The sequence below is a fragment of the Mucilaginibacter flavidus genome, assembly GCF_024055575.1.
Taxonomy (GTDB): Bacteria; Bacteroidota; Bacteroidia; order Sphingobacteriales; family Sphingobacteriaceae; genus Mucilaginibacter; species Mucilaginibacter flavidus.
The window spans coordinates 546,249-563,936 of record NZ_JAMXOE010000002.1 but is presented as its reverse complement, the minus strand read 5'-3'; the positions used below and the strand labels follow the sequence as shown (position 1 = coordinate 563,936).

The following is a 17,688-nucleotide window of genomic DNA, read 5'->3' as shown; positions in this document are numbered from 1 at the left end:
TGGTTTTAGCTGGTGGGCCTGTTTTTTATGAACCACTGCGCAAACGTTTGTGTAAAAAAAATATTACGAATATGTTTTTTTTCAATAATTTCAGCTTTTAAAACTTATCCCAAATTTAATATTGTTTTTGTGCGATATTGCAAAATGGCCAAACAGGTAATTAAAAAGTGCCTCGGGACAAATAACTACTGTGATCATTTTAATTATCTCACACCTTATACACTTTGCGGATAGCTGAATTGATAGAAACTTTTTAAAAAAATATAAGAAGTATCGGGAGATATGTTAAGTTTATATAAATTTATACACAATTTTTAAAGCTATTGAAAAAGTTTCAGTTAATGAATGATGATGAATTGATCTGTCTTTTAAAGAAGGGGGATGAATTATCTTTTACTGAAATTTACGATCGCTATTGGGACAAATTATACTTTATTGCTTATAAATTGCTTAAGGAGACCTGCGTTGCAGAAGAAATTGTGCAGGAAGTATTTCTTACTTTATGGAAAAAAAGGGAGTCATTATCTATCAAATCGATAGTCCCTTACCTTGCCGCTATGACCCGTTATGCAGTTTACCGCCACGCTGCTCAAATAAAAAAATCTAAACGACAGGAAAATTTATTGGGCATTCTAAATGTCGAAGCAATTTTAGAAATAGATATTAATCAAAAAATTTTATTGGAAATCATCACGAACATGTCCAATAAACTACCTGAAAAATGCCGCATGGTTTTTCAGTATAACAAATTACAGGACATGCCATTAGCTGAAGTAGCTGAAAACTTGAATATTTCCCCAAAAACTGCTGAAGGACACCTGACCAAGGCCCTGCGTGTAATCAGGGCAAATTTTGATGGCCCCATGAGCGACCTTTTATTTTTTATACTGGTGATGCGGTTATTTATTAAATAAATCCGGCTATCCCTTTTCCCTGTTAAACAAGTTATTTTATTGTAGGAAAAAAAACGCAGAAATTTTCAATTCCGGGCAAGGGTATTTATCTCTTTTTTGACTCTATAGTTGTAAAAGCGGCATACTTAGCCAGATGAATAAGAAAGAACTACAACAATTAGCAGCAAAATACCTGGGCGGTGAGGCATCGGCGGAGGAGAAGAACTTGCTTGAGCAATGGTATAATACAGTCCATGATGATGATCAGGTTATAAATGTTTCCATTGAACACCCGGAATCAGAAGCGGATATTAAACAACGGATATTCAAGAATCTCCAGCTAAAAATAAACGAGGCTCCCCCCATAAATAAGCATCCCGCCTTTGTAAGACGGATGGTTGTTTATATTGTTTCTGTTGCCGCTACCGTCATTTTTATCGCCTCGAGCCTTGCCTGGTATTTCAACTGGTCGAATCAGGCAGGTGATAAAATGAGTACACATATTGCTAAGATAATTGCACCCCGGATTATGGAGGTGATATTGCCTGATGGCTCAAAAGTTTGGCTTAGTGCCCACTCAATATTTAAATACCCCAAAGTTTTTTTAGGGAAAATCCGCCAGGTTGAATTAGTAGAGGGCCGTGCTTTTTTTGATGTAAAGCACCAAAGTGAGCATCCATTTATTGTAAAAACCGAAAGCCTGAATATAACGGTACTCGGAACATCGTTCGATGTAAACGCTAATCAAAAAGAAGGAACAACTAAAGTTAGTGTAGTTAGCGGTAAGGTAGGTGTTACTTTGAACGGCAAACGCAGTCAACATGCTATTATGTTGTTACCAAAACAACAAGTTATTTTATCTAATTCTAACAATCAAATAAAAAAAGAGTCAGTCCACGAATCGGTTGTGAATTTATGGTGCAAAAGCCCGCTTGTTTTTGAGCAGGAGAATTTGAACAACATATTCAAGGCATTAGAAAAGCAATACAATACACACATTACGGTAGATAATAAACAATTGCTGGATGAGCGTATATCTATAACACTAAGCAATCAACGCTTAGATACCATTATGGAAATTTTAAGTTTCACCAAACACTTTAAATACCAGATAGCCAATGATAGCACCGTAGTTATTAAATAAAATGATCCGGACTTAGCAGCTAAGAAAAGGAAGAAACCGGGAACACTTCGAATGTCCCCGGAAAGAAGAGCAGCCACTGCATATATGCTTGAGACCCATATACAGACGGCTTTAGTTTAACAGAATATTAAACCAAACAAATATGATGAATTTTTACGGCAAAGTACTGCCCTTACTCCGAAAATGCATGCGCATTTCTACAATTATCATCAGCATACAAATATGCTGTTCGACCCTCCTGATGGCTAGCGGTACACGGGCCCAGGAGATGAATTTCAACGTTGAGAAGGTAAGTGTTAAAAAAGTTTTTAAACTTATAGAACGCCAGGCGAAAGTGACGTTTGTTTATGACGAACAGATATTCAGCCAGTTGCCGCCGCTTACCCTTCACATAAAAAATCTGCAATTGACGGATGTATTGGGGCTGTTGCACGATAAAACACAATTGCAATTTAAAGCAATTGGTAATTACATCGGTGTAGTACAAAATACAGGTGATATTTCGCAGCTTAATGAAGCTTCCATTCGTGACAATAACGCTTCTAAAATACAGGGCGTGGTAAAGGATTCTAAAGGCGAACCTATTATTGGCGTGAGTATTTTGGTTAAAGGCACCTCGCGCGGCACACAAACCGACGTAAATGGTAACTTTTCAATTGACGCTAATGTTGGCGAAGTACTGGTTTTTGGTTATTTAGGTTATATTAAACAAGAGGTGACCATTTCATCACAGACCCAATTAAACATTGTTCTTGTTGAAAATCCCAATCAATTAACAGAAGTTGTAGTAACAGCTTTGGGTGTTAAAAGAGAAAAGAAATCCTTAACCTATGCTTCTCAGCAGATAGGAGGTGATGAATTGAGAACAGCAGCTAACACCAATTTTGTGGATGCCCTTAGCGGCAAGGCGGCAGGCCTTGATATCAAGATCAGCAACTCGGGTGCGGGTGGCTCTACTAAGGCGGTTCTAAGAGGGAATAAATCTTTGCTGGGGTACAGCGAGGCCCTTTATGTAATAGATGGTATTCCAATGGTAAACAACAAAACGCCGCAGCCCGGTTCTTATGGTGGAACAGATGGCGGGGATGGACTTTCAACAATCAATCCTGCCGATATTGAAAGTATCAGCATTTTAAGAGGGGCCAGCGCTTCCATTCTTTATGGCAGCCAGGGCGCCAATGGCGTAATATTAATTACCACTAAAAAAGGAAAAGCCGGTAAAGTATCCATCGACTTTAACTCCAGTTCTATTTTCGATAAGGTATCGGGGCTTCCTGATTTTCAATATCGTTATGGCACAACAGGTGGCGATTACAGCTGGACACCTACCGGACAAACTGTTGTTAAATCTGATAGTTATCAAAAAAATTATATTAAAGACTTCTTCCAAACAGGTTCTACTATTACCAATTCAGTAGCAATACATGGAGGTACAGACAAAACAACCGTCTATTTTTCTTACGCAAATACGTCAGCAAAAGGTATCGTTCCAACAAATACTTATGATAAAAACAATTTTTCGTTCAACCAGAGTACTAAATTGTTAAATGACAAGCTTACTATAAGTTCCAATGTCATGATCTCTGCCGAAAAGTCTAAAAATCGCCCTGGGGCCGGTTACTATAACAACCCGCTCACCGGTTTGTATTTGTTTGCAAGGGACCGGAACTTTGACACCTATAAACAAAACTACCAGGTATTTGACACCAACAGGAATTTGTATAAAATGAACTGGTATTCCACTGAAGAAAAACAAAATAACCCTTTCTGGGAAATTAATAACGATTCTAAACTGGAAACATCCAAACGGGCGATTGCCAATGTGAAACTCGCCTATGAAATTGCGAAGAATCTTAAGTTTGAAGTAAGAGGCAATGTTGATTACAATAATGTTCTGAGAGATTTTCGCTATGCTGCAGCCGGCAACTCAGTAAGTGTTAGCCCGAATGGAACCTGGAATTATACAAAATACACAGATCAGGCGCTGTATACAGACGGTATCCTTACGTATAACAAAACATTTGGAAAATTTAGTTTAAATGCATTGGCTGGTGTTAGCTACCAGAAAAATACATTTAACGATGGTATGAATGTAAACAATGGTACGGTATCATTACAATACCCTAACTTTTTCACTTTTGCCAATATTCCTTATAACATAATGTTCAACAGTACCATCAATCAAACGTTGAAACAGGGTGCTTTTGCAAACGCAACAATAGGGTATAAAAACTTTTTATTCGCTGATATTGCTGTACGTAATGACTGGGCCTCCACCCTCGCTCTTACCGGAAACGAGTCTTATCTATATCCTTCCTTTGGCCTTACTGCTATTATTAGCCAAATGGTGCAATTGCCACAAGCCATTTCATTCTTTAAAGTGAGAGCAGCGTTGTCTCAAACTGCAAATGAAGTGCCGTTTAACGTGGTAAATCCATTGAATAGTATTGGTGGTACAGGCGACCCAAGTGGTATTGGAGGTATAAACAGGAATACCCAGGTACCTTTTACTAGCCTAAAACCAGAGAAGATTGTAAGTCATGAATATGGTACCGAAATCAAATTTTTCAATGATAGACTCGGACTGGATTTCACTTATTACAAAGATATTAGTACCAATCAGTTCCTTACCCTGGCGGCGCCTTCTGGTTCGGGTTATACAACTTACTTTGTTAATGCCGGAAAGATTGACAACCATGGATTTGAATTTACGCTGACTGCGGATCCTATTCGCTCAGGCACTTTTAGCTGGAAAACTGCAATCAACGGTTCGCAGAACAAAAATAAAATTGTTGAATTAATTGCGTCCAATCCAAACTACCAGGTAGGTGGCGATGATGAAGGTTTTGCCTCAATTATTAAAGCAGGTGGTTCTTTCAACGATGTGTATATCTACAAATTTGCAAGAAACGATGCTGGTCAAATTATATTGGATGCCAGCGGGGTTCCAACCAAAGCAGCAACACAGACAAAAGTAGGAAATGTTAACCCTGACTACTTGCTTGGATGGAACAACAGTTTTACCTACAATAATTTCTTTGCCAGCTTTCTTATCAATGGGAAATTTGGGGGCGTTGCATTCTCTAAAACAGAGGCATTCCTTGACTCTTATGGTGTAAGTGAAAGAACAGCAGTAGCAAGAGATAAAGGTAGTGTGCCCATCAATGCCGTTAGTTCTACAGGAACAGCTGTTACATCAATTGATCCATATACTTATTACTCAGCGGTTGGTGACAGGAATAAAATCATGGAGCCTTATATATTTTCCAGAACAAATGTAAGATTGGCTCAATTGGTATTGGGCTATACTTTCAAGTCGAAAGGCGAAAACCCCATTTTCAAAGATGCTTCAGTGTCTTTAGTAGGAAGGAATTTATTCTTCTTATATAAAAAGGCCCCTTACGATCCTGAACAATCCATGAGCACAAGCAATTCCATGCAGTCCAATGATGTATTTGGCTTGCCTTCTACAAGATCGTTTGGATTTAACGTGAAGTTTACATTTTAAAAAAAATTGATATGAAACAGATAACTATTGCGATATTATGTTTGATTATACTCGGGTCGTGCACAAAGGATTTTGTTAAAACAAACCAGGACCCCAATCAAATTTCCGATGAGTTGCTTAAACAGGATTTTAACCTCGTAGGGTCTCCGTTTTCGGGTATGATATTTAACTTGAACGGTCACCAGATTGAAGAGGATTTATGTTATGATTCATGGATGGGATATATGGCTACGCCCACCGATTTTGTGGGTAATGTAAACAACACTACCTATTACATGCGTTGGAACGTATATTGGGGCCGCGTATATGGTAGTGTAATGTCCCCGGCAAAACAAGTCATCACATTGGCCAAAGACAATAAATTGCCCCTTTTTGCCACTTGGGCTAAGCTTGTAAGTGTTTTGGCCACTTCTAAACTAACGGCTATCCACGGGCCTATTATTTATTCCAATTATGGCAGCACGGCTAACTCTATTTTGTATGATAAAGAATCTGATTTGTACACCCTTTACTTTAAACAACTCGATTCCATTCAAACAGATTTTGCTGCAAATAAAACATACGCAGGTTTTGCAAAATTTGATCCAACCGCCTATAAAGGGAGTATCCCTCAATGGATGAAAGTGGTAAATTCATTGAGATTGAGACTGGCGATGCGTTTGTCAAAAGTTGACCCGGCAACCGCCAAAACCCAGGGTGAAAAAGCATTGTCTGATCCGGCTGGATTAATAACCACCAATGCGGACAATTTTACCAATTCCTTAGTAGGAAATATTATGCCCGTTGCCCAGATTTGTTACCAGTGGGATGATACCCGTATGGGTGCACCAATGGAATCATTTATGGTTGGCTTAAAAGATGGCAGGATTTCGAAATATTTTGCTCCCTTAGATAACCCAGCTTTGGCCGCTGATCATCCAGCTACTCCCTATAAAGGCATCCGTAACGGAGCTTACATTAAAGCAAAAGCCGATCATGTTCCTTTCTCCAAGGTATCTAACGATTTTAACAGTGTAACAACCAGAAGGGATTTTACTGCAGCGGAAGTGTCATTTCTTAAGGCTGAGGCGGGACTTAGAGGCTGGGCCGGAGCAGGTGATCCGAAGACTAATTATGAAGATGGCGTAAGATTATCTTTTGCAGACTGGGGAGCTCCTGGTGTAGACGCGTATCTGGCTGACAATACAAGTAAGCCTGTTAGCTATACAGATCCTGTTGACGCACGGAATAATTTTACTGCACTTTCTACGATTACCGTAGCATGGAATGATGCTGATAATAATGAATTGAAACTGGAGAAGATTCTTACCCAGAAATACCTCGCTGCGTTTACGCAAACGCTGGAAGCCTGGGTAGACTTCAGAAGAACTGGCTATCCTAAAATTCCGCATGTAGCCAAGAATGACAGCAGCCCTGATTGGGGTGTTATCCCAGCTGATCAGTGGATCAAAAGAATGCCTTTTGTGAATGGTGAAAGAACGGGTAATACAGCGGCTGTTGCAGATGCCGTATCAAAAATGGGCGCCGGTGCAAAAGATGATATTGCAACCCGCCTGTGGTGGGACACTGGTAATCCTTCAAATTTCTAGTGCACCATATTCAAATAATTTTTTATTGATTGTTCGGGGTGGTTAAACAGCCACTCCGAATTTTTTTCCCCATATTAAGGCAAACAGATCGGTAGAAATGCTATCACCAAAATTGAAAAAGCAGGCGTCTTGCCTCATACAAATTGATTTGTATTTGCTATTCCGACACCCGGTTTGGGCATTGGATTGTTTGTCAACAAAAAAGTATTTTTAACGATAGCAGGAGCTCATAGGCTAAGGCTAAATTCTGATTTTTACAAAGCATAACCTTTAACCTTTTCAATGGAGGCTGTTTCATATTATTGGAACAGCCTCTTTTTTCTTTAGTTTATTTAGAACTATAGGATTGTCGTCCGTTGAATGCCACTTCAGTCGGCGCGAAATAATTTGTCGCTAAAGCCAGTACTTGATGATTGGTATAAAACCAAAAATCACACTAGTCGAAAATCATGGACGTCCGGGCGGCATTGACGGGGTTATGATTGCTCCCAAGCACATTGATTGGAATAATCGGGTATCGTAGAATGCCCGGGTTCAAGGCAGGATATAAAAACAAAAGGGCTGTCCTTGTGAGACAGCCCCCTTTGTAATCATTTTTAATAAAGCCTATTTTACGTCCCAAAACACCTTGGTAGTAAAACTATCTTTAGCCTTTACTGCCTGGTAGTTTGCAGTATTGTATGTTTGCTCGCTGGTAGGATAAATCCACCTCGTTGGGGGCTGAGGAAGCACACTGCTTGACGGATCATTTACAAATGAAAATGCCGGCAGTTTTGTTCTTCTGTATTCAGCCCAACTTTCAAGCGGTTGTAAAATGCTATAGTTTGTCCATTTTTGAATGGCAATCAACTTTAATTTATCAGCTGTGGTTGCAGCATTTAACCAGTTTATACCGTTACTTGTAATATAGGTATTCTTCTCAGACGTAGAAGTTGGTGCTAAAGGGCCTGCCGAGCTGTCATTACTTAACGTACGCAACCAGTAGTAGAAATCAACTGATTGGGAAATGCCATTTTCATAAGCCGTCCGTGCCGCTGCGTCATTCCCGGCATTCAAATAATATTCGGCCAGCAAAAAGCTCACTTCAGCAGAAGTTATCAATATGCCAGGTAAAAATCTGTTTTTACTGAGTGTAGAAAAATTATACCTCGACAAAGTGCCTCCGGCTATCAAAGGCTGTTGGTCTGAACCAATTAAAGACTGATCTAATCCGGCATACGTATTTCCCGCTTTAGCACCAGGTTGAAACATTGCCCTTAATCTTGGGTCGCCATTGGTGTTCATTATGTCGATCATTTTTTTGCTTGCAACGTCATTATCGCCCCAACCAATTATGCCACTATAAAAGTCGCTCGAAATAGGCGTATTCAAATCGTACACCTTAACTAAAATGTTATCATCATTTGAAGATACAATAGGATAGGTGGCGGGAGTTGATGCTATCTGAGCAATTTCTGTACTTACCCTTGACTGAAAACTTGATACGCCGGATACCCTTGTCAATAATTTTATACGCAGCGAATTGCAATACTTTTTCCACTTTGTCAAGTCGCCATTATTGATAAAATCCTGTGTTGCTATTACCGATGACACAGCAGGAGATATGCTGATGGTATTTAACTCATCTGCATAGCCTTTCAAATCATCCAGCATTTTAGTATATATGGAAGCTGCATCATCATATTTAGCATATGATTTTGAGTAATTTCCTCCATTTGTACTTAACAAGCCGGCCTCAGACCATGGAATATCGCCGTGTAAATCCACTACTTTTTGGGTTTGGTCATAAAAATGAATCGTGGCGGTAATCAAATAGACCCTTTTGTTTTTTTGTTCTGTAGCAGTTAACTGTGAATACACGTGCAGAAACTCCTTGTATTGAGCAAGAAAAGTATAGAAATTGTTCCACCTGTCAGTGATGGAAGCAGCACCTGGAATATACTGGCCTGGAGCATTTTGCCAGCCAACTGCTTGTGTGTAATGCAGCGCAGTGCTTTGTAATATAACAAAATAGTTCCAGTAACGATACATTACATAATCCAGGTCGGATGATAAAAATCCTGCATACTGTTTCTCTAATGTTGTGCTATGAGCAGTTGCCGGATTCACATATGCGTCGGCAAGTTGACTTTTTTTACAGGATGTTATACCCGTAGCTATTAGCAGTGCCGCAATTAAAAATATTTTTTTCATGATTATTATTTTTCTCTTGTTAATAATTAAAAACTAGCCCTTAGCATCATACCATATGTCCTGGTAGATGGATTGGTGCCTAAATTAGTGGTCTGTTGATTCCACATTGCACCGGCAGTAAGTTGTTCTGCATCCATGCCTTTGATTGTTCTGTACAGATAAAATAGGTTACGTCCAAATACCGAAAGTTTTATGTTTTTGGCCATTAGTTTTCCGGCAATATTTGTTGGTAATGAATAACCAAAAGAAATTTCCCTCATCTTTATATAAGAATTCTTTTGCACGTATAAAGAATACTCCGATTCGCTGTACTGAGGTCCGCCCCAGTTGTATACGTTCCAATAATAATAAGCTTGAGAAATTACGTTGGTGTTAGCCGATCCGTTCGCTGTTACCCCTGGCATCAGCATACCATCGTTATACACTGTTTGTCCAGCAGGGCCCTGGGCTGCACTTGTTTGAATTCCTTTGCCACTTGCGTCCATATAATAGCTAAGTCCACCGTGAGCTTTATCCATATGGTTTAGGCTCTCTTTGGTAAGGCCTCGGCTTGTCAGCCAGGCAAGACCTGATGGCATTACAGATCCTCCAAAACGGAAGTCAGCATATAATTCTAAAGTAAAAGATTTGTAATTGAACGTGTTGTAATAACCACCAACTGCTTTTGGCATGGCATTGCCATATTTTTGCATTTTATTGGCATCTAATACATATACGCCGTCATCACCTACTATCTTTTGTCCTTTGCTGTCAGTAGCAATCGGGTGCGCGTAAAAATCACCCATAGGTTGGCCTACAACAGACTTCAGCACAGCAGCGTTACCATCAAAATCCTGGTGAATTAATTCAGAAGCGCCGGTAGATAATTTCACAACCTTATTCTGGTTTGACGCAAAGTTTAAGCCTGTTTCCCAGCTGAATTTTGGGGTTAGTATCGGGGTGCCGCTAATAGCCAATTCAAATCCCTTATTACTCAACTCACCAATATTGGTTAGTACCGCAGATGCACCGGCAGATTGAGGAAGAGCAAGATTTAAAAGTTGATCTACAATTCTTGCATTATAGTAGGTCACATCCAGGTTTATTCGATTTTGGAAAAACTTGGTTTCTATCCCAAATTCATACTCATGCTTTTTCTCAGGCCTGATAGCATCGTTACCAAAGGGATCCCTGGTGGTAGTGGTAAGCAGGGCTCCTGTGCCAGGGCGTTGAACACCCAAAGTGCCTTGATTATAGGCAATGTTGGCCTGGTAAGAGATTGGGTAGCTACCCACAATACCCCATGACGCACGAAGTTTGCCATAGCTGATAAAAGAAGGCAGATGAAATGCATCTGAAAAAACAAAACCTGAATTTACGGAAGGATAGACAAACGTATTTTGACTAGGATTCATCGTTGAAGTCCTGTCTTGTCTTAGCGTTCCCTGAACATATAAATATTTTTTAAAGTTTGCGTTAACGGTACCAAATAAGGCATCTTTCGACAGGAAAGTTTGAGAACCCGAGCCGGTAGGTGTTAAATAAGATGCAGCTATATCGAAATTATTGTCTGCGGTAAGCCCGCCATTTGTACTAATACTTGTATTGTAGGCAAAATCTCTTTCTGCATTATAGCCGCCCATCAGGCTCATACCTATATCTGACGTGATTTTCCTATCATAAGTCAACAACACTTCACCGTATAAAATATTAAATGTGTTTGATAAAAGCCCAAATGAGCCGGATTGATTAGCATCATAACCAAATATTGTAGGTACAGCAGTTGAATTTTTGTTAATGGTGTTGCCGCCTGTCAGATCTGCAGAAAGCCTGGCGCGCAAGTTTAAATCCTTAACAATTTGCCAGTTATTAGTAACGCTGCCGATAAGCCGGTTGCTGATTTCCTGGGTTTTATTTTCCTTAACATTCCATACAAAATCCAATATGTCAGTTCTTACATTCGGATATATTAAATTTTCATTCGGCGTTAAACTCTGGTTGGTATTGGTCACATATTTATAGCCAAGGCTTGTTTTATATTTATTCAAATACCATTGCCCGTTATCAAAGCGGGGCATCATGCCGGTAAACCCTTGCGTTAAATTGTTTACTGAGTATGGACGATTATTAATGTCCTGGTGTATGAAATTTATTAAAACATCTACCGAATAATTCTTACTCAATTTAAAGTTGCTGTTTAAATTAGCAGTGACTTTTTGATTGTGCGAACCAAGACTAACGCCCTCGGTATTTATATTTGAAAGTGAAAACCTTGTGCTCGAATTTTCGGTAGCATGTGAAAATGCAACGTTCACATTTGAATTGTGTGCAGTTTGAAATAAGCCGTCGTAGTTATTCTTTTGGGCAGAATAAGGTCGTACCACGCCGTCCCAGCTAAGTATGGGCTTACCGTCAAATAGCGGCCCAAAGTTTAATGAGCCTTGTACAGTAGCTCTCATAGGCACCCCGTTAATGGGATAAGTTTTGGAGTTAAAGCCATTAGCATCTTCTCCGTATACTCCAAGTTGTACCGGCATTCCAGCACCCCTTACATTTTGATAATCTGGCAAATAGGCAACCTTATCTTGTGTGTAATTGGCGTTAAAATCAACTCTCACGCCTTTTGAGCCCTTTCCATTTTTGGTAGTAATTAATATTACTCCATTGTTCGCCTCTGAGCCATAAAGGGCAGCGGCTGAAGCGCCTTTCAGTATCGAAACACTTTCTATATCCTCTGCATTCAGATCAACCAACCCGTTGCTTCCTATACGATTTCCATTAAGAAAGCTGGGATTATTCCTGTCCACATCATGAATCGGCACACCATCCATAATAATTAATGGTGTACTAGTATTTAAAATGGAGTTTACCCCGCGTAGCTGAATAGATACCCCGCTGGTTGCTCCACCAGGTGCAGAAGCAATCCTCATTCCGGGAACCTTACCATATAACGCGGTTGCGAAATTTGTAGCAGCTGTTTTAGTAAGTTCTTCCGCTTTAACGGTAGTAGAAGCATAGCCCAATGACCGCTTTTCTTTATTGATACCTAAAGCAGTTACTACCACTTCATTAAGTCGGGCATTATTTGGTGCAAGTTTAACATTAATAACACTCTGGTCTCCCACTTTTACTTCTTTGGTGAAATAACCAATAAATGAGAATTTTAAAATGGATCCCTTTGACGCTGTTACGGAATATTTACCATTGGAAAGTGTTTGCGTTCCTGTGCCGTTAACAGAAATAGTTACCCCTGGAAGGGGGCCCGAATCATCAGTTACTGTACCGGTAATTGTAGTTTGGGCGAAGGCGCTGTTTGCCACTACAATTAGCATTAGCAATAACGACCCCTTCAAATAGTTGTAGAGTTTTTGCATAATAATTTAAGTTGTTTTGAAATTTGATTTGTGTATATAATTAATTGTTAATTACCAGTTAATCGGCTTTCGTTTCATGCTTAAAAAATGAAAGATTGCTGATGTTTTCTGACTCTGCACAATCAGCATAAATGCGTATGAAGAATTATTAATAAATGCAGGTGTTTGCTATTTATTAATAATGTCATTCATCGTTATTGTCATTTTTATAAAGCTGGTGCGATGCCTCGATGTCCTCTGAAATAAAGTAATAATCTTGCTTTATCCCTTCATGTTCCTGTCTGCCATTATTATCATCATAATTACTTTTTTTGTGTTTTTTGGCCTTTTTAAATAAATACAGGCACATTACATAAGTAATTGCCTGTATTTGAGGCTTAAAGTAATGCTGTTTTTGGGCATAAGCTTTGGTCTTCAGCCAAGCTTATCCCCGATATAATTGGTCCACAAATAAAGGAGTAGCGAAAGGTTTAAAGTTTTATGTTTTTACCCAATTATTAAGCGATATTGGAATTTTCGACGAGAGAATATGTAAATAATATGGTCATACAGTATATTTAATATTTCTGTTAATCCTGTCTTTAGGCGCGGAATCTCTCAACTATTAATTAATTTCTTATTGCGCACACGCAAGCGGTTTGAATTTTAAACGGGATTGATATAAATGGCTTATTAGTGATTAACACGCTAGTAAATAATGCTTTGGGAGGGTATTAGTTGAGCACGATTTAAAAGGTCATAGAGAAAAAAATGCAAATGCAGCCGGAGTAATTTTCTCCGCATCAATAGTAAATTATTTGTTTGCAGAAACCCTTTCCCTGGTTAGGCTCCCGGCCCGAGATCAGTTAATTGAACCGGGTATTGAGATACAGAATAAATGAAAATTCAATTCAATAAACACATTTATGAACATTTTGCCTGATAAATCCCAATAGCGCTTAATAACAAGATAAAAACACAAAACTTTCGCCTTTTACCAAAGCCTTTATTTGTATACCGATTATATTTTGGAAAGCTGGATTGAAACATCCAGGGTTTAAACCCGAAGTGTACCCACATAGAGCGTTATGAATTTATCTTGAACTTTTATTATGATTAAAAAACACCTTTCACTGCACATTTTAATGGTTGCCAGCCTCTTCTTTTATTCTGCAACCGTGTATGCCCAGCAAAAAACCAACCCTGATTCTATCAGGAAAAAAATGCAGTGGTTTGCCGATGCAAAACTGGGCATCTTTATTCATTGGGGCATTTACTCGGTAAATGGAATTGATGAAAGCTGGAGTTTTCACAATAAAAAAATCAGCTATGAAAATTACATGAAGCAAATAAAAGGATTCACGGCCTCCAGGTATAATCCGGAAGAATGGGCTGACTTAATTAAAGAAACCGGGGCACGATATGCAGTTATTACTACCAAACATCATGATGGGGTAGCATTGTGGCCCACAAAACAGCATCATTTTAATGTAGTTGACAATTCGCCTGCAAAAAGAGATGTGTTAAAACCCTTTTATGAGGCTTTAGATAAAAGAGGGATCAAACGCGGGGCCTACTTTTCATTGATAGATTGGAGCCATCCCGATTACCCGGGGTTTTTAAAAGACAGCAGCAGGTACAAGGTTGCTGATAATCCGAAAAAGTGGCAGCGTTTTCAACAATTTTTTCAGGCACAAATTGATGAGGTAAATAAAGCATATAAACCTGACCTTTGGTGGTTTGATGGCGACTGGGAACACAGCGCCGACGAATGGCAGGCAGAAAAAGTGCGGAAACAAATTTTAAATATCAAGCCAGAAGCTATTATTAATGGCAGGTTGCAAGGGTATGGTGATTACGATACACCCGAACAAAACTTCCCGATTAGCCGCCCCAAATTTAATTGGTGGGAATTGTGTATGACAACCAATAACAACTGGGGCTATCATCCTGATGATGACAATTATAAAACACCGTTTGAAGTAATTAGCCTTTTTGTCGACGCGGTTAGCAATGGCGGGAACCTTTTATTGGATATTGGCCCCAAAGAAGACGGAACTATCCCTGCAGAACAAGTAAATATTTTAAAGGAACTGGGAAAGTGGAACAAGAAAAATGGAGAAGGAATTTTCGGGACGCTGCCTGGCTTGCCCCAGGGCCATTTTTATGGGCCTACCACCCTATCAAAAGATTCAACCGTTATTTATCTTTTTTTACCGGGGCAAACCGCTGGAAATATTATGCTGAAAGGCTTGGTAAACACCATTAAAGATGTTCAGGTGGTTGGGACAGATGTTCACCTAAAACCAAAAGTTGTGGGGAAAATATCATGGAGCTCAGTACCCGGCATTGTTTTTATAAACGTGCCGGAAAAAGATAAAGACCCTTATATTACAGTTGTTAAATTGCAATTGGATAAACCGGTACAATTGTATCATGGGCAGGGAGGTTTAAATTAGAAAGAATGAATTCCATCAATCGTTTGTATTTCATCAAAGCAGTTAACCTGATTGTAATGGGGCTGTTGCTAGTTACCAATTCATTTTCACAAAGTAAACCCATTATCAGGATGGGGGCTGCTGATACCCGCTCATTTGATGATGGCTGGTTGTTTGGCCGGTATGGGTTACAAGCTGATGCTTCGAGGATTGAAGAACCCAAGAATTTGGAAAGCGTCAAGTTCAATGATAACGATTGGAAAAAACTTAGCCTGCCTCATGACTGGGCCATTACGGGCCCGTTCAGGATTGAATTGGAAGGAGCAACGGGCAAATTACCCTGGAAAGGAATAGGCTGGTACAGGAAACATTTTACGCTTCCGGCTACGGATGCAGGCAAACAGGTATTTGTAGATTTTGACGGAGCCATGGCCAATGCGAAAATTTGGCTCAACGGCAAATATGTGGGCACGTGGCCTTATGGGTATAATTCTTTCCGGATGGATTTAACGCCTTACATTAAAGCCGGACAAGAGAATATATTAGCTGTCCGGCTCGATACCGAAAACTGGGATTCGCGCTGGTATCCGGGCGCAGGCATTTACCGTCATGTTTGGCTGGTTAAAACAAAGCAGGTGCATGTTGCTAATTGGGGTACTTACATTACTACTCCTGACGTTTCAAAAACTTCGGCAAAGGTTAAAATGGACGTAACTATCGATAATCAAGGTAAATCGGTAGTTAATGCAAGTATTCAAACAGATGTATTTGAATTAGACAGGAATAATAAACAAGGTGCAAAGGTTACTTCTTTCAATAAATCCGTTGTTGAAATTGAACCCGGAAAAAGTACTGTAATAGCAACGCGGGCTTTAATTAAGAATCCAAAACGCTGGGATCTTCTTTCGCCTAATCGTTATATTGCCCAAACTACTGTAACTGTAAATGGTGAATTAATGGATACTTACGATACGCCGTTCGGTATCCGCACCATTGAATTTACCGCCCGAAATGGCTTTTTGCTGAATGGCCGAAGGGTTGAAATCCAGGGAACTTGCAACCATCATGATTTAGGGGCTCTGGGCGCTGCTATCAATACAACTGCGTTGCGGAGGCAATTAACAATTTTGAAAACTATGGGCTGTAATGCATTGCGTACTTCACACAACCCTCCCGCGCCTGAATTGCTCGAACTGGCTGACCAGATGGGGTTCCTGGTTTGGGACGAAGCGTTCGACTGCTGGAAAAATGGCAAACGTAAATTGGATTATAACAAGCTTTATGAAGAATGGCATGAAAGGGATTTGAAAGCCATGGTCCATCATGATCGTAACCATCCCTCAGTATTTATCTGGTCAATTGGAAATGAAGTGATGGATCAGCGTAATGTTGTAATGACAAAGCATTTGGCCGACATTGTCCGGGCTGAGGACCCCACGCGTCCTGTTTCCAACGGATATAATGATCCCGATGGTGGCCGTGAAGTTGGAGCAGTAGAAGGTTTAGATATTATGGGTGTGAATTATTTTTTCAGCCAGCAGCCTAAATGGGATGCTGACCCGCGTTATAAGAACAAACCAACCATTGGTAGCGAAACCTCCTCATGTGTATCATCGCGTGGTGAATACTTTTTTGGAAACGAATATCAAAACTGGCAAATATCTTCTTATGACAACGCCTATCCGGGTTGGGGCTGCTCTCCGGACGAGCAGTTTCGTACCAATGCCAGGTATCCGCATCTGCTAGGTGAATTTGTTTGGACCGGCTTTGATTATATCGGCGAACCAACACCATATAATTCAGATGAAACTAATTTGCAGAATTTTCGCAACGATCCTGAAAAGAAGAAAGAACTGGAGGCGAAGCTCGATGAGGTCCGCAAAAAGAACCCACCTTCGCGAAGTAGCTATTTCGGCATCGTAGATTTAGCAGGGTTTCCAAAAGATCGTTTTTATCTTTATCAGTCACATTGGAGACCTGACTATCCCATGGCGCATATTTTACCACATTGGAACTGGGCAGAAAGGATTGGACAGGTAACACCTGTTAACGTTTACACTTCCGGTGATGAAGCGGAGCTGTTTTTGAATGGAAAGAGCCTGGGACGGAAAACAAAAACACCGGGAAAAGATTTTCGGTTGATTTGGGACTCTGTAAAATATACTACAGGCGAACTGAAAGTAGTTTGTTATAAAAATGGAAAGCAATGGGCTACCGACGTGGTTAAAACCACCGGTGAAGCGGCTAATCTTACCCTTTCTGCCGACCGTTCGGTGATCAAATCCGGGGGCGATGACTTATCTTACATTACGGTTAAAGTAACTGATACAGATGGCTTGTTAGTGCCCCGTTCGCATCCGCTGATTAAATTCTCTGTGGAAGGACCAGGGGAAATTGTAGCTACTGACAACGGTGATGCCACCAGTTTTGTTCCTTTTCAAGGTCATGAGCGGCCAGCTTTTAATGGAATGGCGCTGGTGATTGTAAAGGCAAAGAAAGGGCATAAAGGCAAATTTTATGTAAAGGCCCAAAGTGCTGGATTGGGTAGTAAGGATTTGGTGATGGAGAGCAAATAAGAAAACCTGATAGGG

9 protein-coding genes are annotated in these 17,688 nt (G+C 40.0%); 6 read left to right on the top strand and 3 right to left on the bottom strand.

The genetic code is table 11. From position 1 onward, the window contains the following. Window positions 1–341: 341 nt before the first annotated feature. The 4 genes from NAF19_RS06615 to NAF19_RS06600 all read left to right on the top strand — a co-directional run bounded on the left by NAF19_RS06615 (window position 342) and on the right by NAF19_RS06600 (window position 7,134). A complete protein-coding gene (locus NAF19_RS06615) occupies window positions 342–914 on the top strand; it encodes an RNA polymerase sigma factor (protein WP_252789032.1) in 573 nt (190 codons plus the stop codon). A gap of 133 nt (window positions 915–1,047) precedes the next feature. Then, on the top strand, window positions 1,048–2,037 hold the full coding sequence (locus tag NAF19_RS06610) for a FecR family protein (protein ID WP_252789031.1): 990 nt from the start codon (window positions 1,048–1,050) through the stop codon (window positions 2,035–2,037). 142 nt (window positions 2,038–2,179) lie between these two features. Continuing rightward, on the top strand, window positions 2,180–5,545 hold the full coding sequence (locus tag NAF19_RS06605; RefSeq protein WP_252789030.1) for a SusC/RagA family TonB-linked outer membrane protein: 3,366 nt from the start codon (window positions 2,180–2,182) through the stop codon (window positions 5,543–5,545). 11 nt (window positions 5,546–5,556) lie between these two features. Next, window positions 5,557–7,134 (top strand): SusD/RagB family nutrient-binding outer membrane lipoprotein, encoded by a 1,578-nt coding sequence (locus NAF19_RS06600; protein ID WP_252789029.1) that lies wholly within the window; start codon window positions 5,557–5,559, stop codon window positions 7,132–7,134. A 606-nt stretch (window positions 7,135–7,740) separates the two neighbouring features. Here NAF19_RS06600 and NAF19_RS06595 read toward each other — a convergent pair. The 3 genes from NAF19_RS06595 to NAF19_RS06585 all read right to left on the bottom strand — a co-directional run bounded on the left by NAF19_RS06595 (window position 7,741) and on the right by NAF19_RS06585 (window position 13,029). Beyond that, window positions 7,741–9,327 (bottom strand): SusD/RagB family nutrient-binding outer membrane lipoprotein, encoded by a 1,587-nt coding sequence (locus tag NAF19_RS06595; RefSeq protein ID WP_252789028.1) that lies wholly within the window; start codon window positions 9,325–9,327, stop codon window positions 7,741–7,743. Between the two features lie 26 nt (window positions 9,328–9,353). Continuing rightward, window positions 9,354–12,680, bottom strand: coding sequence for a SusC/RagA family TonB-linked outer membrane protein (locus NAF19_RS06590; RefSeq protein WP_252789027.1), 3,327 nt, complete (start codon window positions 12,678–12,680; stop codon window positions 9,354–9,356). A gap of 184 nt (window positions 12,681–12,864) precedes the next feature. Continuing rightward, entirely contained in the window at window positions 12,865–13,029 is a 165-nt protein-coding gene (locus NAF19_RS06585) for a hypothetical protein (protein ID WP_252789026.1), read from the bottom strand. 742 nt (window positions 13,030–13,771) lie between these two features. Here NAF19_RS06585 and NAF19_RS06580 point away from each other — a divergent pair. Both NAF19_RS06580 and galB read left to right on the top strand, forming a co-directional pair. Further along, window positions 13,772–15,118 (top strand): alpha-L-fucosidase, encoded by a 1,347-nt coding sequence (locus NAF19_RS06580; protein ID WP_252789025.1) that lies wholly within the window; start codon window positions 13,772–13,774, stop codon window positions 15,116–15,118. A 5-nt stretch (window positions 15,119–15,123) separates the two neighbouring features. After that, window positions 15,124–17,673: a beta-galactosidase GalB gene (galB, locus tag NAF19_RS06575; RefSeq protein ID WP_252789024.1), complete on the top strand. Its 2,550-nt coding sequence runs from the start codon at window positions 15,124–15,126 to the stop codon at window positions 17,671–17,673. Window positions 17,674–17,688: the final 15 nt, after the last annotated feature.